Source organism: Streptomyces pseudovenezuelae (assembly GCF_001513955.1).
Lineage (GTDB): Bacteria > Actinomycetota > Actinomycetes > Streptomycetales > Streptomycetaceae > Streptomyces > Streptomyces pseudovenezuelae.
The window spans coordinates 345872-366065 of record NZ_KQ948144.1 but is presented as its reverse complement, the minus strand read 5'-3'; the positions used below and the strand labels follow the sequence as shown (position 1 = coordinate 366065).

The window sequence follows — 20194 nt, the reverse complement described above, 5'->3', positions numbered from 1 at the left end:
TCCGTACCCCCTGGGCCTGTTGACGTCGGCTTCTGCGACTGTGACGGGCCGGGGGGCCGGAACGTGCGCTACGGAGCGTTGCGGATGGGTATCGAAGGGGGCACGGAGACGGGCTGTTGAGACCAGTAGGTGATCCTCCGTTGACCTAGGAGACCACGTCCTTGCGGGCGAAACCCCGGAAGGCCAGGGCGAACAGCACCAGGGCGAGCGTTATCGACAGCGAGGTGCCCTGGATCATGTCGGACCACTGCACCTTCGGCTGCACGGCGTCCAGCCACGCGTACTGCCAGTGCGAGGGGAGGAAGTCGCGCCAGTCACCGAGGGCCGTGACCTGGTCCAGCACATTGCCGACGATGGTCAGGCCGACCGCGCCGCCGACCGCGCCGAGGGGGGCGTCGGTGCGGGTGGAGAGCCAGAACGCCAGGGCCGCGGTGACGAGTTGGGAGACGAAGATGTACGCCACCGTGATCAGCAGGCGCTGGGCCGCGGTGCCGGGTTCCAGTGCGCCCCCGGTGGGAAGCTGCAGCGGGCCCCAGCCGTAGGCGGCCGTGCCGACCGCGAGGGCTGTCAGCGGGAGCAGGAGCATCGCGGCCAGGCTGAGGGCGAGGCCGACGACGAGCTTCGACCACAGCAGGCGGGCCCTCGGCACGGGCGCCGCCAGCAGGTAGCGCAGGGAGGACCAGCCGGCCTCCGAGGCGACCGTGTCCCCGCAGAACAGCGCGACCGGGACGATCAGCAGGAAGCCCGCGGAGGCGAAGAGGTTCACCGCGGCGAAGTTGGCCCCGGACACCGTCGCCGTGTCCATCAGGTTGACGCGGGTGTTGCCCGAGCCCGGTCCGCCGCCCAGTTGGAAGGCGATCAGCAGGACGAAGGGCAGGGCGATCAGGATGCCGAACATGACGAGGGTGCGGCGGCGCTTCAGCTGCCGTACCAGCTCGACCCGGACCGGCAGCGTACGGGCGGCGCGGTAGCCGTCGGCGACCTCCGCGCGCCCGGTCAGCGTGCTGCTGCTCATGCGGAGTCTCCGATCAGGGTGAGGAAGGCGTCCTCCAGGCGGCGGTGGGGGCCCACCGCCGCCACGGGGACCTCCAGCCGGACGAGGTCGGCGACCAGCTGTGCCGCGCTGCCGTCCGCGTCGAGTCGTACGAGCAGTCCGCCGTCGGTGGTGACCGCCGACGCCACGCCCGGCAGGGCCGCGACCTTCTCGGCCACGGGCTGCTCGACCGGTACGGCCGTGCCGACCAGAAGGGTGTCGCCGGAACCGACGATCTCGGCGACCGGGCCCGCCTGGACCAGCTTGCCGTGGTCCATGACCACGAGGTGGGTGCAGGACTGCTCGACCTCCGAGAGGAGGTGGCTGGAGACGATGACCGTGCGTCCGGCGGCCGCGTAGCGGATCATCACCTCGCGCATCTCGCGGATCTGCGGCGGGTCGAGGCCGTTGGTCGGTTCGTCGAGGATGAGCAGGTCCGGCAGGCCCAGCATGGCCTGGGCGATGGCCAGGCGCTGGCGCATGCCCTGGGAGTAGGTGCGCACCGCGCGGGACAGCGCGTCGCCGAGGCCGGCGATCTCCAGCGCCTCCTCCAGGTGGGCGTCCTCGGGCGGGCGGCCGGTGGCCCGCCAGTACAGCTCCAGGTTCTCCCGGCCCGACAGGTGCGGGAGGAAGCCCGCGCCCTCGACGAAGGCGCCGACGCGGGAGAGCACGGGGGCGCCGGGCGCGATCGCGTGGCCGAAGACGCGGACCTCGCCGCCGTCCGGCTTGATGAGGCCCATCAGCATGCGCAGGGTGGTCGTCTTGCCCGCGCCGTTCGGGCCGAGCAGGCCGAGGACCTGGCCCTTGTCCACGCGGAACGAGAGGTCGCGGACCGCGTAACGGTCGGCGGACCTGGCGTACCGCTTGCTCAGATCCGTTATCTGCAGGGGTACTTCGGCCAGCTCCGGCTCGGGGGCGGCGGGGGCCGTCGTACGGCGGCGGCCGGTCGCCACGAGGATCAGCGCGAGCACCGCGCCGGCCAGGGGCAGCCACCACACCCAGGCGGGCAGGGGGGCCTGGGTGTTCTTCTCACTGAGGGCGGTGGGGACCTGCAGGTCGCTCTTCAGCGAGACGCTGTACGTCGCCGGGGCCGCCGGGGAGGCGTAGCCGAGGTCCGTGGAGGCGAGGACCAGGCGGAAGCGGTGGCCGTCCTCGATGTCGTGGTCGATCGCCGGGAGGGTGACCGTGACGTCCTTGCCGGCCTTCGCGCCCTCGACCCTGAGGGGCTCGACGAGTTGGGAGGGCAGCGTCTGCCCGCCGTTCGGGCCCACGTCGTACAGCTTGGCGAACAGGACGGCGTCGTCGGTCGTGGACTTCACGTGGACGGTGACGGTGGGCGAGCCGGTGATCCGGAGGTCGTCCCCGACCGGGGCCGACTCGAAGGCGGCGTACTGGCCCGGGAAGTCGAGGGAGACGCCGACGCCGAGGGAGGAGAGCTGGGAGAGGCCGCCCCCGCCCAGGCCGGGCAGGGCCGAGACGGCGGGCGGGCTGGCGCCGGCCGGGTTGCCGAAGTCCTGCTCGCGGCCGGTCAGGGCGATCCTGTGGTCGTCGCCCTCCAGGCCCGGGTAGGTGTCGGCGGTGACGCCGGTCAGGCGCGTCTCGCCGTCGCCGGTGTCGGTGCCGAGGGTGCGGGTGACGCGGAAGGCGGGGCCGGTGTCGGCGCTCTTGTCGTCCTTGAGATAGCGGTCGAACCAGCCGGCCACCCGGGACTGGACACGGCTCGTCTCCAGGTCGCCGCCGTCATGGCCGCCCGCGATCCAGTCGACGTCCACGGGGGCGCCGTTGGCGCGGATCGCCTTCGCGGCCTGGTCGGCCTGGTTCAGGGGGAAGAGGGAGTCCGTCTGGCCCTGGACGAGGAGGGTGGGGACCTTGATGTCCTGGGCGACGGCCGACGGCGAGCGCTCCTCCAGCATCCGCTCGGCCGGCGCGTCCGGGGTGCCGGACTGGGCCACGCGCTCGTACATCGCGCAGATCTGCGGCTCGAACTTGTCGCAGCCACCGGCCGAGTTGACGAAGATGCCGGCCCACAGCTTCTTGAAGACGCCGTTCGGGAAGAGGGCGTCCGAGAGGTTCCAGTACGTGATCGACGGGGCGATCGCGTCCACGCGGTCGTCGTGACCGGCGGCGAGCAGGGAGATCGCGCCGCCGTAGCTCGCGCCCGCCACGCCGACCCTGGGGTCGCCGGGCTTGTCGAGCCGGACCTGGGGTTGCCTGGCCAGCCAGTCGATCAGCTTGCTGACGTCCTTGACCTCGGCGTCGGGGTCGTTGAGGCCGACCTTGCCGGTCGACCTGCCGAAACCGCGGGCGGACCAGGTCAGGACCGCGTAGCCGTCTCTGGCGAGGTCTTCGGCCTGTTGGCGTACGTCGTTCTTGCTGCCGCCGAAGCCGTGGCCCAGGAGGACCGCGGGGCGCCTCTCGGTGCCGTTCGTCGTGAAGTACGAGGTGTCTATGCGGACGCCGTCGATCGACATGATCTGGTCCGCGCGGTGCACCGGGGGTGGGTCGTCAGAAGCGGCGGCCGTCCATGTCCCGGCAGCGGCGAGGACGACGACGGAGGCCGCGGCGGCGATCCGCCGCGGCCTCCGGAGGCGTCGAAGATCCATGATTCAACGGTACGGGGTGAAGCTGTCGGGGACGTGCCCTCCGGGGGCTGAACTGCGGGCCATCCTTGGGGTGGATGGGGGTGCGTGGTGTACAGCGGGTGCGGTACGGCTACGAGCTCGGTCTCGTCCGTTCGGCTGCCGGATGCCGGCTCGTTGTGGCTGGTCGCGCAGTTCCCCGCGCCCCTGGGTCAGTTCACGCATCCGGGATCGAGACCAACCACCTGGTGTCCCGGCGGGGGCGGAGGTAGAGGACCCAGTACAGGGTCGCCGCTGCTGTGATGCCGCCCGTCCACAGCAGGTACTCCGTCTCCTGCTGGGTCAGGATGTAGGCCAGGACCGCGATCAGGAGGACCGGCGTCGCGGGCCACAGGGGCATGCGCCAGGCCGGGGTGTGCCGGTGGTGGTTGCGGCGGGACAGCAGGGCGGCCACGGCGACCAGGAGGTACATGCCGGTCACCGAGACGCCCGTGACGCCGTACAGCGTGTCCAGGTTCACGAAGCACAGGGCCGCTCCCGGGACGCCCACCGCGAGGGTGGCGACCCAGGGGCTGCCGAAGCGGCCCAGTTTCGAGAAGACCGTGTTGACCGGCTCGGGCCAGGCCTTGTCCCTCGCCGAGGCGAACAGGACGCGGGAGTTCTGGATGACCATGACGATGCCGGCGTTGATGATCGCGAGGGCGACGCAGAGGCTGACGAAGGTGCCGACCGCGGAGTTGGACCAGGCGGTGACCATGGTGCTGATGTCGCCGCCGGTCAGTTCGGAGAGGTCGGAGGCGCCCATCGTGATGGCCACCACCGGGATCAGGATGACGAACGTGGAGATGGCGAGGGTGGCCAGGACCGTGCGGGCCACGGTGCGGCGGGGGTTCTCCAGTTCCTCGGAGAGGTAGACGGCGGTCGAGAAGCCCTGGGTGACGAAGAGGGCGATGGCCAGGCCGGAGACCACCAGCATGGCCGTGACCGTGTCCGTGCCGCCGTGCGCGCCCGCCACCTCCATGGACAGGAGGCTGCTCGGGCCGCGCTCGGCGTGGGTGAAGCCCAGCAGTGCCACGACGGCCGCCGCGATCACCTCCAGGACCAGGAAGACGCCGGTGATCCACGCGTTGGCGCGCAGGTCGAGGAGGCCGGCGAGGGTGGCCAGGAGCATGACTCCGGCGCCAGCGAGGGAGGGGTCGAGGTGGATGACCGGGGCCAGGTAGTCCGCCGTGCCCATCGCGATCACCGGCGGGACGATCATGACGACCAGGAGGGAGAGCACGAAGACGAGCCAGCCCGCGAGGCGTCCCGCCAGCGTCGAGACGATCGCGTACTCGCCACCCGCGCTGGGGATGAGGGTGCCCAGCTCCGAGTAGCAGAACGCCACGGCGATGCAGAGGAGGGAGCCGATGGCGATCGTCAGGGCGGTGGCGGTGCCGAGCGAGCCGAAGAGGTCGGGGACGACCACGAAGAGCGTGGAGGCCGGGGTCACGCAGGACAGCGTCAGGAGGGTGCCGCCGACCACGCCGATGGAGCGGTTGAGCTTGGCGTGGCCGTGCTCCAGCGCCTCTGGGACGGCGTTGTCGGCAGGGCGGAGGGTGTCGGTCATGGTGCTGCATGGAACCCCGACGAAAACCGGCCCGTCAATAGATGACTTGCTGCGAAATCCGTAGGCGAAAACCGGTTGGGGTGACGAGTTCGACAGTTCGAGGCAATGGTTTCCGCGTTTCCGGGAGTACGGGAACCGCAGCGCGCGGGCGCAAAAAAACGGGGCCGTCCGCATGGCGGACGGCCCCGTCGGGGGTGCTCAGTGGTTGCGCGGGAAGCCCAGGTCCACGCCGGTGGGGGCGTCGGCCGGGTCGGGCCAGCGGGTGGTGACGACCTTGCCGCGGGTGTAGAAGTGCGTGCCGTCGTTGCCGTAGATGTGGTGGTCGCCGAAGAGGCTGTCCTTCCAGCCGCCGAAGGAGTGGTAGCCCACGGGGACCGGGATCGGGACGTTCACGCCGACCATGCCGGCCTCGACCTCCAGCTGGAAGCGGCGGGCGGCGCCGCCGTCCCGGGTGAAGATCGCGGTGCCGTTGCCGAAGGGCGAGGCGTTGATCAGCGCCAGGCCCTCCTCGTAGGTGTCGACGCGCAGCACGGTCAGGACCGGGCCGAAGATCTCGTCCTGGTAGGCCTTGGCGGTGGTGGGGACCTTGTCGAGGAGCGAGATGCCGATCCAGTGGCCGTCCTCGAAGCCCTCCACGGTGTGGCCGGTGCCGTCCAGGACGACCTCGCAGCCCTCGGCGGCCGCCCCCTCGACGTAGGAGGCCACCTTGTCGCGGTGCACCTTCGTGATGAGCGGGCCCATCTCGGAGGCCGGGTCGTTGCCGGGGCCGATCTTGATCTTCTCGGCGCGCTCGCGGATCTTCTCCACCAGCGTGTCACCGACGGCGCCGACCGCGACGACCGCGGAGATCGCCATGCAGCGCTCGCCGGCCGAGCCGTAGGCGGCGGAGACGGCCGCGTCGGCGGCGGCGTCCAGGTCGGCGTCCGGCAGGACCAGCATGTGGTTCTTGGCGCCGCCCAGGGCCTGCACGCGCTTGCCGTTCGCGGAGGCGGTGGTGTGGATGTAGCGGGCGATCGGGGTCGAGCCGACGAAGGAGACCGCCTTGACGTCCGGGTGCTCCAGGAGGCGGTCGACGGCCACCTTGTCGCCGTGCACGACGTTGAAGACGCCGTCGGGCAGACCGGCCTCGGCGAGCAGCTCGGCGATCTTGATGGAGGCCGAGGGGTCCTTCTCGGACGGCTTGAGGACGAAGGTGTTGCCGGTCGCGATGGCGATCGGGAACATCCACATCGGCACCATGGCCGGGAAGTTGAACGGCGTGATGCCCGCGACCACACCGAGCGGCTGGCGGATCGAGGCGACGTCCACGCGGCTGGCGACCTCGGTCGACAGTTCGCCCTTGAGCTGCACGGTGATCCCGCACGCCAGGTCCACGATCTCCAGGCCGCGCGCGACCTCGCCGAGCGCGTCGGAGTGCACCTTGCCGTGCTCGGCGGTGATCAGCTCGGCGATCGCGTCGCGGTTCGCCTCCAGCAGCGCACGGAAGCGGAACAGGATCGTGGTCCGCTTGGCGAGCGAGGAGGTGCCCCAGGTCTGGAACGCGTCCTTCGCGGCGGCCACGGCGGCGTCGACCTCGTCGACCGACGCGAAGGCGACCTTCGTGGTGACCGCGCCGGTCGCCGGGTCGGTGACCGGCCCGTAGTTCCCCGACGCGCCTTCGACGGTCTTGCCGCCGATCCAGTGGTTGACGATCTTCGTCATGACCGAGTACTCCTTTTCACAGATGGCGGCGTCGGGTTGAGACGTGCCGTTCGTACAGCTCACGGGCCTTCACCGCGGACGCGCGCGTCGCGGTCTCGGCCACAGGTACATCCCACCAGGCCTGCGCCGGAGGCGGGCCCGACACTGTGTCGGCCGTTTCGGTCTCGACGTAGACACATGTGGGAGTGTCGGCGGCCCGCGCCGTTTCGAGCGCGGCACGCAGGTCTCGTACGGTCTTCGCACGCAGCACCCGCATGCCCAGGCTGGCCGCGTTGGCGGCGAGGTCCACGGGCAGCGGGGCGCCCGTGTAGGTGCCGTCGTCGGACTGGTAGCGGTAGGCCGTGCCGAAGCGCTCGCCGCCGACCGTCTCGGACAGGCCGCCGATGGAGGCGTAGCCGTGGTTCTGGATCAGGAGGAGCTTGATCGCGATGCCCTCCTGTACGGCCGTGACGATCTCCGTCGGCATCATCAGGTAGGTGCCGTCGCCGACCAGCGCCCAGACGTTGCGGTCGGGAGCGGCCATCTTCACACCGATCGCGGCCGGGATCTCGTAGCCCATGCAGGAGTAGCCGTACTCCAGGTGGTACTGGTCCCTCGACCGGGCGCGCCACAGCTTGTGCAGGTCGCCGGGGAGGGAGCCGGCCGCGTTGATGATCACGTCGGACTCGTCGACGAGCGCGTCCAGGGCGCCGAGGACCTGCGGCTGGGTCGGCCTGATGTCGGGCTCGTCGGCCTCGTAGCAGGCGTCGACGCGCTGCTCCCAGCGCTCCTTGTCGAGCGTGTACTCGTCGACGTAGACGTCCGGGACGCGGTGGGCGTGCAGTTGGAGCGCCTCGGTGAGTTCCGTCAGTCCGCTGCGGGCGTCCGCGACCAGCGGCATACCGGCGAGCTTGTGGCCGTCGTAGGGCGCGATGTTGAGGTTGAGGAAGCGGACGCCGTCGCCCGCGAAGAGGGTGCCGGAGGCCGTGGTGAAGTCGGTGTACCGGGTGCCGACGCCGATCACCAGGTCGGCCTGGCGGGCCAGTTCGTTGGCGGTCGCGGTGCCGGTGTGGCCGACGCCGCCGACGTCCTGGGGGTGGTCGTGGCGCAGGGAGCCCTTGCCGGCCTGGGTGGAGGCGACCGGGATGCCGGTGGCGGCCGCGAACTCGGCGAGGGCCTCCTCGGCGCGGCTGTGGTGCACCCCGCCGCCGGCGACCAGCAGGGGACGCCGGGCGCCGCGGATCGCGTGGACCGCCTCGGCGAGTTCGGTCGGGTCGGCGCCCGGCCGCCGTACGGTCCAGGTGCGCTCGGCGAAGAACTCCTCCGGCCAGTCGTACGCCTCGGCCTGCACGTCCTGGGGCAGCGCGAGGGTCACCGCGCCGGTCTCGACGGGGTCGGTGAGGACGCGCACGGCCTGCAGGGCGGCCGGTATCAGGGCCTCCGGCCGGGTGACACGGTCGAAGTACTTCGACACGGGCCGCAGACAGTCGTTGACGCTGATGTCGCCCGCGTACGGCACTTCGAGCTGCTGGAGGACCGGGTCGGCCACCCGGGTGGCGAAGGTGTCACCGGGGAGGAGCAGGACCGGGAGGTGGTTGATCGTGGCGAGGGCGGCGCCGGTGACCAGGTTGGTGGCGCCCGGGCCGATCGACGTCGTCACCGCGTGCGTGGACAGGCGGCCCGACTGACGCGCGTAGCCCACGGCCGCGTGCACCATGGACTGCTCGTTGCGGCCCTGGTGGAAGGGCATCTCGTCGCCGTACTCGACGAGCGCCTGGCCGAGGCCCGCGACATTGCCGTGGCCGAAGATGCCCCAGGTCGCGGAGATCAACCGCTGCCGTACACCGTCGCGTTCGGTGTACTGGGCGGCCAGGAAGCGGACCAGCGCTTGCGCGACGGTCAGGCGGGTGGTCATCGGTACCCCTCCGTGTGGTCCGGGTGGAAGCAGATCCGCCACTCCCGCGTCTCACCCGGTCCCGCCATGACGTTGAGGTAGTACATGTCGTGGCCGGGCTGGGCGATGGACGGGCCGTGCCATCCGTCGGGGACGAGGACGGCGTCGCCGGAGCGGACCTCGGCGAGGACGTCGGAACCGCCCTCACGGGAGGGAGATACGCGCTGATAGCCGAAACCGTTCGGGCCGTCGATCTCGAAGTAGTAGATCTCCTCCAACTCGGCTTCCACGCCGGGCCGGTGCTCGTCGTGCTTGTGCGGCGGGTACGAGGACCAGTTGCCGCCGGGGGTGACCACCTCGACGGCGATGAGCTTGTCGCAGTCGAAGGCGTCGGCGGAGGCGAAGTTGCGCACATGCCGCAACTGCGTGCCGCTGCCGCGTTCTTCGACGGGGACCTCCGGCGCGGGGCCGTAGCGGGCGGGGAGTCGTCGCTCGCACTTCGCTCCTGCCAGGGCGAAGCGGCCTCCCGCGCCGGAGGCGATCGATGCCTGGGCGTCCCGGGGCACGTACGCGAAGTCCGAGACTCCGGCGAACACGCTTTCCCGGCCCAGGAGTTGGAACTCTTCGTCTCCGACGTGGACGGTACAGCCGCCTTCCAGCGGGAGCACGATCCACTCGCTGTCACCGGAGGTGAAGGTGTGCGTGCCCCCCGGTGCCAGTTCGACGATCCGCAGACTGCTGTGGGTCCAGCCGGCCCGCTTGGGGTCGATGTCCACCGCGTACTGGGCGTTGGCGGAGCCGCCCTTGGGGACGTACAGCTCGGTCTGTGTCATGCGGCGGCCCTCACAGCAGTCCGACGGCGGTGTCCACGGCGGCGGCCACGTCGCCGTCCGCCGGGTACAGCAGCGAGCGGCCGACCACCAGGCCGCGCACGGTGGGCAGTTGGAGGGCGCCGCGCCACTTCTCGTACGCGCCGGCTTGTTCCTCCATGGAGCCGCCGACCTCGCCGCCCAGCAGTACGGCGGGCAGCGTGGAGGCGGCCATGACCTCGCTCATGTCGTCGGGGTTGTCGCAGACCGGGACCTTGAGCCAGGTGTAGGCCGAACTGCCGCCCAGGCCCGAGGCGATGGCGATCGACCTGGTGACGGCCTCGGCGGACAGGTCGTTCCTGACCTTGCCCTCGGTGGTGCGACCGCTGATGAACGGTTCGACGAAGACGGGGAGCCGGCGCGCCGCCATGTCGTCGATGGCGCGGGCCGTGGACTCCAGGGTGGTCAGGGAGCCCGGGTCGTCGTAGTCGATGCGCAGCAGCAGCTTGCCGGCGTCGAACCCGAACCGCTCGATGTCCTCGGGGCGGTGGCCGGTGAAGCGGTCGTCGAGCTCGAAGCTCGCGCCCTGGAGGCCGCCGCGGTTCATGGAGCCCATGACGACCTTGCCGTCGAGGGCGCCGAGCAGCAGCAGGTCGTCGAGTATGTCGGCGGTGGCGAGGACGCCGTCGACGCCGGGGCGGGACAGTGCCAGGCAGAGGCGTTCGAGCAGGTCGGCGCGGTTGGCCATGGCCATCCGGTTGCCGCCGACGCCGAGCGCGCCCCGGGCGGGGTGGTCGGCGGCGACGATCATCAGGCGGCCGCTGTCGTTCAGCAGCGGGCGCCGGGTGCGGCGGGCGGCGGCCTCGGCGATCGCCTCGGGGCGTTCGGCACGCAGCCGCACGAGTTCGGTGATGTCGACGCTCACTTGACCGCTCCCGCCGCGACCGCGTCCTCGATCTCGGTGACCGTCGGCATCGCCGAGCTGCATTCGAGGCGGGAGGCGACGATGGCGCCGGCCGCGTTGGCGTGCCGCATGATCTTCTCCAGGTCCCAGCCCGCGAGGAGGCCGTGGCAGAGCGAGCCGCCGAAGGCGTCACCGGCTCCGAGGCCGTTCAGGACGGTGACGGGCAGGGGCGGGACCTCCGCGGACTCCCCCCTGCTGTTGACGGCGAGGACACCCTTGGGGCCCTGCTTGACGACCGCCAGTTCGACACCGGCGTCCAGGAGGGCGCGGGCGGCGGCGTGCGGCTCGCGCACCCCGGTCGCGACCTCGACCTCGTCGAGGTTGCCGACGGCCACGGTGGTGTGGCGCAGCGCCTCTTCGTAGAAGGGGCGGGCCTGCGCCGGGTCCTTCCAGAACATCGGGCGCCAGTCCAGGTCGAAGACGGTGGTACCCGCCTTGTCGCGGTGGGCGAGGGCCGCCAGCGTCGCCGTACGGCTGGGCTCCTCGCTCAGGCCGGTGCCGGTGACCCAGAAGACGTTCGCCTCGCGGATCGCGTCGAGGTCCAGCTCGTGGGCGTCGATCTCCAGGTCGGGGGCCTTGGGCTGCCGGTAGAAGTACAGCGGGAAGTCGTCCGGCGGGAAGACCTCGCAGAAGGTGACGGGGGTCGGCAGGCCCGGGACCGGGGTGACCCAGCGGTCGTCCACGCCGAAGCCCTGGAGGGCTTCGTGCAGATAGGTGCCGAAGGGGTCGTCTCCGGTGCGGGTGATCACCGCGGTGCGCCGTCCCAGGCGGGCGGCGGCGACCGCGACGTTCGTCGCCGAGCCCCCGAGGAACTTGCCGAAGGACGTCACCTGCGGCAGCGGGACACCGGTCTGGAGTGGATACAGGTCCACACCGATCCGCCCCATGGTGATCAGGTCGTACGCCATCGGCTTCCCTTCGTACCTGCGTCGGCTCTCCCGGCGTTTGTAGCCCCGGACGCCGAGCCCTGTCAATGTTTTGTCCAGACATTCGGACGAGACCTTGACAGCGCTTGCTGTGCGAACCGAAGCTGACCGGCATGACAGCGCCCGCACCTCAGCCCTCACTGTCCCGCATCCGGATCGGCTCGGCTCCGGACTCCTGGGGCGTGTGGTTCCCCGACGACCCCCAGCAGGTCCCCTGGCAGCGCTTCCTCGACGAGGTCGCGGACTCCGGCTACGAGTGGATCGAGCTGGGGCCGTACGGGTACCTGCCGACCGACCCCGCAGTCCTCACCGAGGAGGTCTCCCGACGTGGCCTGAAGGTGTCCGCAGGCACCGTCTTCACCGGCCTGCACCACGGCGAGGCCGTGTGGGAGAAGACCTGGGCGCATGTCGCGGACAACGCGGTGCTCGCGCAGGCGATGGGTGCCCGGCATCTTGTCGTGATCCCTTCCTTCTGGCGGGACGACAAGACGGGTGAGGTGCTGGAGCCTTCGTCGCTGACGGCCGAGCAGTGGGGCAACCTGGGCTCGCTGACCGAGCGGCTGGGGCAGCGGGTGCGTGACGAGTACGGCCTGCAGATCGTCGTCCATCCGCACGCCGACACCCACATCGACAGCGAGGAGAACGTGGTCCGCTTCCTGGACGCCACGGACTCCGACCTGGTGTCGCTGTGCCTGGACACAGGGCACTACGCGTACTGCGGCGGGGACAGCGTCAAGCTGATCGAGACCTACGGCTCGCGGATCGGGTACCTGCACCTCAAGCAGGTGGACCCGGAGATCCTCGCGGACGTCCGGGCCAAGGGGACGCCGTTCGGTCCCGCGGTGGCGCAGGGCGTGATGTGCGAGCCGCCGTCGGGTGTGCCGGCGCTCGGTCCCGTGCTGGAGGCGGCGCAGAAGCTGGACGTGGATCTGTTCGCGATCGTCGAGCAGGACATGTACCCGTGCGAGCCGGACAAGCCGCTGCCGATCGCTCAGCGGACCCGGGCGTTCCTTCGGTCCTGCGGCGCGTAGCCGTACGCCCGCGGGGGCGGTCACGCGGCGCACGGGACGCCCCGGCGTCAATGCGCCGCGCCCGCACGCCCGCGCGCACCTTTGCGTCACCTCTGTCACAAAACCCCCTTCCGTGTCACACATGTCCCGGGTACGCGGGCTCCCCGTCACACCCGGCGCACAGCCCCTGACCGACGGTCACCGGAGGTCGTTCACGAGGCGCAGGCTTTGTGATCGCCAGCGCAGCGCCCGGTACCCCCGACGGCCGTTCCCGGCCGCCGCCGCGGTGCGCGCGAGGAGGTGCACCCACATGACCGACCGAAGGCTCTGGTCGTACAAGGAGATCGCGGCGCACATCCGTGTGCAGCCGGACACCGTGCGGTCGTACCGCAAGCACGGGCTGCTGCCGCCGCCCGACCATGTCGAGAGCGGCAAGCCCTTCTGGTACGCGGACACCGTGCGCGCCTGGGTCGCGTCCAGGCCGGGGAACCGGGGGCGCAGAGAGGACTGAGGCCGGCACGGGCATCCGGCGTCCTCGGCGCCCCCTGCCCCCTGCCCGCCGAGTCCTCCCGGCCCGCCGAAAATCACGGGCCGGGAGGACTCGGCGTCTGACACAGTCGGCCCATGAGCGACTTCTCCGTCAAGCCCGTGCTGACCGGCGACAAGGCCGTGCTACGGCCGTTCACGGAGGCGGACGCCGAGGTCATGGCGGAGATCATCACGGACCCCGAGGTCATCCGCTTCACCGGCCCGCCCGCCGCCGAACTCACCCCGGAGCGGCTGCGGTCCTGGTACGGCTCCCGGTCCGCGCAGCCCGACCGTCTCGACCTCGCCGTCACCGACCGCGCCACCGGCGAGCTGGTCGGCGAGGTCGTCCTCCACGAGTGGGACGCCCGGGCGCGCAGCTGCACGTTCCGCACGCTCATCGGCCCCCGGGGCCGTGACCGCGGGCTAGGCAGCGAAGCCACCCGTCTCGTCGTCGGCCACGGCTTCGAGCGACTCGGTCTGCACCGCATCGAGCTGAAGGTCTACGGCCACAACGCCCGCGCGCTGCGGGTCTACGAGAAGGCCGGGTTCAAGGTCGAGGGAGTGCGACGGGAGGCGGACCTGCGGGACGGCGCGTGGGTGGACTGGGTCCAGATGGGCCTCCTCGACCGCGAGTGGGCGGCCCTGACCCTCACGGCTCGATGACCGTCCCCTCCACGGCTCGTGACCGCCACCTCCACGGCTCGTGACCGCCACACCCGCGGCCGTACTCACGGGGCCGCGGGAGGCGCGATCAAGGGCGTGACCGGCACACCCGCCCGCGCCAACTCCGACCGGACTGGCGCCTGACAGGCCCCTTCGACCGCGAACAGGCCCCGCTCACCTCCACGACTCGATGACCGTCACGCCCGTCCGGGCGGCGTGCCCACGCCACGACGGCGGTCAGGGACGCGCCCGGGGCGATCGCGGACGTGACCAGCGCACCCGCCCCCACCAGCTCCGCCCGGACTGGGACCTGGACAAGCCCGTCGACCGCGAACGGGCCCCACTCACCCCACGGCCCGATCACCGTCCCCCCGACCCGGGCGCCGTAACCACGCCACGATGCGGTCAGGGACGCGCCCAGGGCGATCTCGGACGTGACCAGCGCACCCGACCCACCAGCACCGACCGGACTGAGACCTGGCAGGCCCCCTCGACGGCGAATGGGCCCCGCTCACCCCCACGGCCCGATCACCATCACCGCCCGCGAGGGCAGTCAGGGCCGCGTCCGGCGCGATCAAGGGCGTGACCGGCACACCCGCCCCGCCCCCACCAACTCCGCCCGGACGGGGGACCTGGACAAGCCCCTCGACCGCGAACGGGCCCCATTCACCCCCACGGCTCGATCACCGTCACGCCCGACCCGGGGGCCGTGCCCATCGCCGCGAGGGCGTCCGGGGCTGCGGCCAGGGTGATGGTGGAGGTGACCAGCAGGTCCGGTCGCAGGGTGCCCGCCTCGACCAGTTCGAGCATCGGCGGGTAGGTGTGGGCGGCCATGCCGTGGCTGCCGAGGAGTTCCAGCTCCAGGGCGATCGCGCGGGCCATGGGGACCGGGGTCGTCCCGTCCGGTGAGGGCAGCAGGCCGACCTGGACGTGCCGGCCGCGGCGGCGCAGGGAGCCGACCGAGGCCGCGCAGGTGGCCGGGGAACCCAGGGCGTCCAGGGAGACGTGGGCCCCGCCGCCGGTCAGGTCACGGATCGCCGCCGCGGTGTCGGGCGTACCGGTCGCGTCCACGCACTCCGCCGCGCCGAACTCCCGTGCCAGGGCCAGGGCCCGGGGAGACACGTCCACGGCCACCACGCGGGCCCCTGAGGCCGCCGCGATCATCACCGCGGACAGGCCCACGCCGCCGCACCCGTGCACCGCGACCCACTCCCCCGCGCCGGCCCGCCCCTGCTGTACGACCGCCCGAAACGCCGTGGCGAAACGGCAGCCCAGGGACGCGGCCGTGGCGAAGGACATGCCCTGCGGCACGGCCACGAGGTTCACGTCGGCGTGGTCCAGCGCCACGTACTGGGCGAACGAGCCCCAGTGCGTGAAGCCGGGCTGAGTCTGGCGCTCGCAGATCTGGTGGTCGCCCGCCGCGCAGGACGCGCAGGTGCCGCAGGCGCAGACGAAGGGGACGGTGACCCGGTCGCCGGGGCGCCAGTCGCGCACGCGGGGGCCGACCGACTCCACCACGCCCGCGAGCTCATGGCCGGGCACGTGCGGGAGGGTGATGTCCGGGTCGTGGCCCTGCCAGCCGTGCCAGTCGCTTCTGCACAGGCCCGTGGCCTCCACCCGGACGACCGCGCCGTGGTCCGCCGGGCGGGGGTCGGGCACATCACGTACCTGCGCGGGTTCGCCGTACCGTTCGAAGACAACCGCTCGCATCCAGTCTCCCTCGCCGTTTCCGTCTGCCGGTCCATCGTGACTGGTCACCGATCCGCCACGTCGACCCGGCCCACGACTCTTGGAGAAATACCCCCTAGGGGTATAGGCTGTGATGCAGTAACCCCACACGCTCCACGAGGAGAACGACATGACCGCCCAGACCGATACCCCGGGTTCCGTCACCGCCGTCTACAAGGTGAGCGGAATGAGCTGCGGGCACTGTGAGGGTTCCGTTTCCGGCGAGATCTCCGAGATCGCGGGGGTCAGCTCCGTGAAGGCGGTCGCCTCCACCGGCGAGGTGACGGTCGTGTCGGCGGAGCCGCTGGACGAGGAAGCCGTACGGGCCGCCGTGGACGAGGCCGGTTTCGAGCTCGTCGGCAAGGCCTGAGCGTCCCGAGAAGAGCGTCGGCGGGCCGTCGGGCGACCGACGGGCCCGCCGAAGCCGTTCGCACAGTGAAGTAGGGAACATGTCCACCACGGCCCCGATAGCCCCCGTGTCCGAGGTCGAGCTCGTCATCGGCGGGATGACCTGCGCCTCCTGCGCCGCCCGGGTCGAGAAGAAGCTCAACCGGATGGACGGCGTCACCGCCACGGTCAACTACGCGACCGAGAAGGCCAAGGTCGCCTACCCCGCGGAGGTCGACGTCGCCGACCTGATCGCGACCGTCGTGAAGACGGGCTACACGGCCGAGGAACCGGCGCCCGCGGCGGACCGGTCCGAGGCACCCGACGACACGGACCCCGAGCTCACCGCCCTGCGGCAGCGGCTCCTCGTCTCCGTCGCGCTGGCCGTCCCCGTCGTCGCGCTGTCGATGGTCCCCGCCCTCCAGTTCGACAACTGGCAGTGGCTCGCGCTGACCCTCGCCTCACCCGTCGTCGTCTGGGGCGCCTGGCCCTTCCACCGGGCCGCCTGGACGAACACCCGGCACGGCGCGGCCACCATGGACACCCTCGTCTCGGTCGGGACCCTGGCCGCGTTCGGCTGGTCGCTGTGGGCCCTGTTCTTCGGCGACGCGGGGATGCCGGGCATGCGGGAGCGCTTCGAGCTCACCATCGGCGGCATGGACGGTGCCTCGACGATCTACCTCGAAGTGGCCGCGGGGGTCACCGCCTTCATCCTGCTCGGCCGCTATCTGGAGGCCCGCGCCAAACGCCACGCGGGGGCCGCCCTCAGGGCGCTGATGGAGCTCGGGGCCAAGGACGTCAGCGTGCTGCGGGACGGGCGCGAGGTGCGGATCCCGGCGGAGCGGCTGGCCGTCGGGGACCGGTTCGTCGTACGGCCCGGCGAGAAGATCGCGACCGACGGCACCGTGGTCGAGGGCGCCTCGGCCGTGGACGCCTCGATGCTCACCGGCGAGTCGGTGCCGGTGGACGTCGGCGTCGGGGACGCCGTCACCGGTGCGACCGTCAACGCCGGCGGACGGATCGTCGTCGCGGCGACCCGGATCGGGGCCGACACGCGGCTCGCGCGGATGGCGAAGCTGGTGGAGGACGCGCAGAACGGCAAGGCGCAGGTGCAGCGGCTGGCCGACCGGGTCGCCGCGGTCTTCGTGCCGGTGGTGATCGGCATCGCCGTGGCCACCTTCGGGGGCTGGCTGGGTGCCACCGGGGACACCGCCGCCGCGTTCACCGCGGCCGTCGCCGTGCTGATCATCGCCTGTCCGTGCGCGCTGGGCCTGGCCACGCCGACCGCGCTCATGGTCGGCACCGGGCGCGGCGCCCAGCTCGGCATCCTCATCAAGGGTCCCGAGGTCCTGGAGTCCACGCGGCGCGTCGACACCGTCGTCCTGGACAAGACCGGCACGGTCACCACCGGCCGGATGACGCTCCAGGAGGTCCACGTCGTCCGGGACGCCGACGAGAAGCAGGTGCTGCGGCTCGCGGGCGCCCTGGAGCACGCCTCCGAGCATCCCGTGGCCCGGGCGGTCGCCGTGGGCGCCGAGGAGCGGGTCGGACCGCTGCCGGCCGCGGAGCGGTTCGAGAACGTGCCCGGCAGGGGCGTACGCGGTCGCGTGGAGGGCCGCGAGGTGGCCGTGGGGCGGCTGTTCGACGTGCTGCCCGCCGAACTGGCCCGGGCGAAGGAAGAGGCCGAGCGGGACCGCCGTACGGCTGTCGTCGTCGGGTGGGACGGTGTGGCACGCGGCGTGCTGGCCGTCGCCGACGCGGTGAAGGGGACCAGCGCCGAGGCGGTGCGGTCGCTGCGGGCGCTGGGGCTCACTCCGGTCCTGCTGACCGGGGACAACCGGACGGTGGCCGAGGCGGTGGCCCGGGCGGTCGGGATCGACGAGGTGATCGCCGAGGTGCTGCCCGAGGACAAGGTCGACGCCGTACGGCGGCTTCAGGGTCGGGGGCGAGTCGTCGCGATGGTCGGCGACGGCGTCAACGACGCCGCCGCGCTGGCCGCCGCCGACCTGGGGCTGGCCATGGGGACCGGGACCGACGCGGCGATCGAGGCGGGGGACCTGACGCTGGTGCGCGGGGACCTGCGGGTGGCCGCGGACGCGATCCGGCTCTCCCGGCGCACCCTGGCGACGATCAAGGGCAATCTCGTGTGGGCCTTCGGCTACAACGTGGCGGCGCTGCCGCTGGCCGCGGCCGGCCTGCTGAACCCGATGATCGCGGGGGCCGCGATGGCGTTCTCCTCGGTGTTCGTGGTGACCAACAGCCTGCGGCTGCGGACCTTCCGTTGAGGATCCTTTGACGGACCCCCTCTGGAGTCCGGAGCCACGCTCACATAAGCTCTTCACAAGACTCGCGCATCGTCCTTACGCTTGGTCCCGTTCGCTGCATCCGGGCTCTTGCGTATCTAACGGACATTTGCAAGAGACGCAGATCACAGTGATGTGAAGGTAACCATCGAAGGGGTTCGAAGGTCTAAGTTGGCGATGTCAGGCAGCGTCTTGGGGGGCGCCGACTGACGTCTGAGGATGTCTTGGGGGACTTCCTCGGAGCTGCGTTGCCGGGGCACGCACTTAGGGAAGCTTTGAGCGGCCCTCCCGACCGTGCGCTGTCCCGGCAGACCGCACACAGGAGTAGTACGAGCAGTTCTGCTCGTTCTGCTCAAACAGCAGTACCGGAAAGACAGCGATTCAGGCGCTGGTCTCTCAGACGCCCGGCCGGATCCCGTGGGGGGAATCCGCACCGGGACATGGGAAGGCGCCCTGGACGCCGGCCCGTGGGGGGACCGTCGCCAGGGCGCCTTCCGCTTTTCGCTTCGCGGATCGAGCCGGGGGGTTCGTGGAAGTTCCGGTCGTCTACCGGCTTCCCGCCGGTGGGGGCTGGTCGCGCAGTTGCCCGCGCCCCTAAAAAGCCAAAAGCAGGCCAGCCCCGGCACCGGCGTTCATCAGCGCTGCTCGACCGGCACGAAGTCGCGCTCCACCACGCCCGTGTAGATCTGGCGCGGGCGGCCGATGCGGGAGCCGGGCTCCTTGATCATCTCGTGCCACTGGGCGATCCAGCCCGGGAGGCGGCCGAGGGCGAACAGGACCGTGAACATCTCGGTCGGGAAGCCCATGGCGCGGTAGATCAGGCCCGTGTAGAAGTCGACGTTCGGGTAGAGGCTGCGCGAGACGAAGTAGTCGTCGGAGAGCGCGTGCTCCTCCAGCTTGAGCGCGATGTCCAGCAGCTCGTCGGACTTGCCGAGGGCCGACAGGACGTCGTGCGCGGCAGCCTTGATGATCTTCGCGCGCGGGTCGAAGTTCTTGTAGACCCGGTGGCCGAAGCCCATCAGCCGGACGCCGTCCTCCTTGTTCTTCACCTTGCGGATGAAGGAGTCGACGTCACCGCCGGAGGTCTGGATGCCCTCCAGCATCTCCAGCACCGACTGGTTGGCGCCGCCGTGCAGCGGGCCCCACAGCGCGTTGATGCCCGCGGAGATCGACGCGAACATGTTCGCCTGGGACGAGCCGACGAGGCGGACCGTCGAGGTCGAACAGTTCTGCTCGTGGTCGGCGTGCAGGATGAGCAGCTTGTCGAGGGCGGAGACCACGACCGGGTCGGGCTCGTACTCCTGCGCCGGGACCGAGAAGGTCATGCGGAGGAAGTTCTCGACGTAACCGAGGTCGTTGCGCGGGTAGACGAACGGGTGACCGATCGACTTCTTGTACGCGTACGCGGCGATCGTCGGAAGCTTGGCGAGCAGGCGGATCGTCGAGAGGTTGCGCTGCTTCTCGTCGAAGGGGTTGTGGCTGTCCTGGTAGAACGTGGACAGCGCGGAGACCACCGACGACAGCATGGCCATCGGGTGGGCGTCGCGCGGGAAGCCCCGGTAGAAGTTCTTGACGTCCTCGTGCAGCAGGGTGTGCTGCGTGATGTCGTTCTTGAACACCGAGAGCTCGTCGACGGTCGGAAGCTCACCGTTGATCAGGAGGTAGGCGACCTCCAGGAACGTGGAGCGCTCGGCCAGCTGCTCGATCGGGTAGCCGCGGTACCGGAGGATGCCGGCCTCACCGTCGAGATAGGTGATGGCGGATTTATAGGCGGCGGTGTTGCCGTAGCCGCTGTCCAGGGTGACCAGACCGGTCTGGGCGCGGAGCTTCCCGATGTCGAAGCCCTTGTCGCCGACGGTGCTGTCGATCACCGGGTAGGTGTACTCGCCATCGCCGTACCGCACTACTACAGAGTTGTCGCTCACGTCATCCCTCACCGACGTTGTGCCTCTTCTTCGAGGTTGCCCTGACTGTCTCTACCATCCCCCATTTGGCGCAGGAGAGTGCACTCGGGGTCGGCCGTTGGGCGTATCAGCGGCACTGAGTGCCGCCAACTTGCTCATCCTGCCCCTCTCCACCCG

General features: G+C 71.1%; 15 protein-coding genes. 5 read left to right on the top strand and 10 right to left on the bottom strand.

Annotated features, from left to right (window positions below; all coding sequences use genetic code 11):
* Nucleotides 1–145 precede the first annotated feature (145 nt).
* The 8 genes from AQI94_RS01565 to iolC form a co-directional block, all read right to left on the bottom strand.
* Complete coding sequence (locus AQI94_RS01565; protein ID WP_031037775.1) at nt 146–1015, bottom strand: ABC transporter permease; 870 nt, start codon at nt 1013–1015, stop codon at nt 146–148.
* Complete coding sequence (locus AQI94_RS01560) at nt 1012–3636, bottom strand: alpha/beta fold hydrolase (protein WP_031037778.1); 2625 nt, start codon at nt 3634–3636, stop codon at nt 1012–1014. The genes AQI94_RS01565 and AQI94_RS01560 overlap by 4 nt, the downstream gene beginning before the upstream one ends.
* Nucleotides 3637–3829: 193 nt before the next feature.
* Nucleotides 3830–5221: an APC family permease gene (locus tag AQI94_RS01555; protein WP_031037780.1), complete on the bottom strand. Its 1392-nt coding sequence runs from the start codon at nt 5219–5221 to the stop codon at nt 3830–3832.
* Nucleotides 5222–5419: 198 nt separating this feature from the next.
* Nucleotides 5420–6922: a CoA-acylating methylmalonate-semialdehyde dehydrogenase gene (mmsA, locus tag AQI94_RS01550; protein ID WP_031037783.1), complete on the bottom strand. Its 1503-nt coding sequence runs from the start codon at nt 6920–6922 to the stop codon at nt 5420–5422.
* Between the two features lie 16 nt (nt 6923–6938).
* Entirely contained in the window at nt 6939–8816 is a 1878-nt protein-coding gene (gene iolD, locus AQI94_RS01545; RefSeq protein ID WP_031037786.1) for a 3D-(3,5/4)-trihydroxycyclohexane-1,2-dione acylhydrolase (decyclizing), read from the bottom strand.
* The gene (gene iolB / locus AQI94_RS01540) at nt 8813–9628 is read right to left on the bottom strand and encodes a 5-deoxy-glucuronate isomerase (protein WP_031037789.1); all 816 of its coding nucleotides are present in this window, start codon (nt 9626–9628) and stop codon (nt 8813–8815) included. Before iolB ends, iolD begins: the two co-directional genes overlap by 4 nt.
* A 10-nt stretch (nt 9629–9638) precedes the next feature.
* Nucleotides 9639–10529, bottom strand: a complete 891-nt coding sequence (locus AQI94_RS01535; protein WP_031037793.1) for a Cgl0159 family (beta/alpha)8-fold protein — start codon at nt 10527–10529, stop codon at nt 9639–9641.
* Nucleotides 10526–11476: a 5-dehydro-2-deoxygluconokinase gene (gene iolC / locus AQI94_RS01530; RefSeq protein ID WP_031037797.1), complete on the bottom strand. Its 951-nt coding sequence runs from the start codon at nt 11474–11476 to the stop codon at nt 10526–10528. Before iolC ends, AQI94_RS01535 begins: the two co-directional genes overlap by 4 nt.
* A gap of 131 nt (nt 11477–11607) precedes the next feature.
* Here iolC and AQI94_RS01525 point away from each other — a divergent pair, with 131 nt between their 5' ends.
* The 3 genes from AQI94_RS01525 to AQI94_RS01515 all read left to right on the top strand — a co-directional run bounded on the left by AQI94_RS01525 (nt 11608) and on the right by AQI94_RS01515 (nt 13695).
* Nucleotides 11608–12525, top strand: coding sequence for a sugar phosphate isomerase/epimerase family protein (locus AQI94_RS01525; RefSeq protein ID WP_031037800.1), 918 nt, complete (start codon nt 11608–11610; stop codon nt 12523–12525).
* Nucleotides 12526–12814: 289 nt separating this feature from the next.
* Entirely contained in the window at nt 12815–13015 is a 201-nt protein-coding gene (locus AQI94_RS01520) for a helix-turn-helix transcriptional regulator (protein ID WP_031037805.1), read from the top strand.
* A 113-nt stretch (nt 13016–13128) separates the two neighbouring features.
* Nucleotides 13129–13695 (top strand): GNAT family N-acetyltransferase, encoded by a 567-nt coding sequence (locus AQI94_RS01515; protein WP_031037808.1) that lies wholly within the window; start codon nt 13129–13131, stop codon nt 13693–13695.
* 666 nt (nt 13696–14361) lie between these two features.
* On the opposite strand, the gene AQI94_RS01510 is transcribed toward AQI94_RS01515, so the two are convergent.
* Nucleotides 14362–15405, bottom strand: coding sequence for a zinc-dependent alcohol dehydrogenase family protein (locus AQI94_RS01510; RefSeq protein WP_031037811.1), 1044 nt, complete (start codon nt 15403–15405; stop codon nt 14362–14364).
* Between the two features lie 148 nt (nt 15406–15553).
* Between AQI94_RS01510 and AQI94_RS01505 the strand changes: the two genes are divergently transcribed.
* Both AQI94_RS01505 and AQI94_RS01500 read left to right on the top strand, forming a co-directional pair.
* Nucleotides 15554–15793 carry a heavy-metal-associated domain-containing protein gene (locus tag AQI94_RS01505; protein ID WP_031037814.1) on the top strand — a complete coding sequence of 80 codons (240 nt, stop codon included), beginning with the start codon at nt 15554–15556 and terminating at the stop codon, nt 15791–15793.
* A gap of 79 nt (nt 15794–15872) precedes the next feature.
* Nucleotides 15873–18095 carry a heavy metal translocating P-type ATPase gene (locus AQI94_RS01500; RefSeq protein WP_031037816.1) on the top strand — a complete coding sequence of 741 codons (2223 nt, stop codon included), beginning with the start codon at nt 15873–15875 and terminating at the stop codon, nt 18093–18095.
* Between the two features lie 653 nt (nt 18096–18748).
* Here AQI94_RS01500 and AQI94_RS01495 read toward each other — a convergent pair.
* Complete coding sequence (locus AQI94_RS01495; protein ID WP_031037819.1) at nt 18749–20038, bottom strand: citrate synthase; 1290 nt, start codon at nt 20036–20038, stop codon at nt 18749–18751.
* Nucleotides 20039–20194: the final 156 nt, after the last annotated feature.